The sequence below is a fragment of the Gimesia chilikensis genome (genome assembly GCF_008329715.1).
Taxonomy (GTDB): Bacteria; Planctomycetota; Planctomycetia; order Planctomycetales; family Planctomycetaceae; genus Gimesia; species Gimesia chilikensis.
The window spans coordinates 1-547 of sequence record NZ_VTSR01000026.1; the positions used below are offsets into that span (position 1 = coordinate 1).

Below are 547 nucleotides of genomic sequence, written 5' to 3' on the forward strand. Positions count from 1 at the left end.
GTTTTTTATGCTGTTTTCCTGATTTCTGTAGACTGCCAGGTTGCTGGTAATAAAATGCTCTTCCAAGGTTTGATTGGGAATCTCACCTCACCTACCAGAACCAGGGAAGAGCAATGTCAGGCAAGGCTGCCCGTATTGAATTGACGACGTGTATGCGCGAAATTCTAACCATGTTAACTCAGCAGAGGAATGGCAGACAGGAAATTATTGTCCGGGCCCGGATAATTTTACTCGCCTTTGAAAGGCACAAAAATCAAGCCATTGCGGCGATCGTGGATCGATGTTCGAAAACCATCGGACTCTGGAGACGTCGCTGGCGGGACTCTTTTCCAGCACTGCTGCAGATGGAGTTTGTCCTGAACCGAAGTGCCTATATCCGGGCCATCATGGATACACTCAGTGATGCACCTCGCAGTGGATCGCCGGGGTGTTTCACCAACCAACAAATCATAGAAGTGATTGCCCTCGCCTGTAAAGATCCCCAGAACAGTGGTCGCCCGGTGACTTCCTGGACGGGAGCCGAGCTGGCTGATGAAGCACAACGTCG

Annotated in this window: 1 pseudogene; it reads left to right on the top strand. The window is 50.6% G+C overall.

Annotated elements, in window-relative coordinates:
• Positions 1 to 170 precede the first annotated feature (170 nt).
• Positions 171 to 547 (top strand): annotated as a pseudogene (locus FYZ48_RS25010) (helix-turn-helix domain-containing protein); the annotation flags it as partial.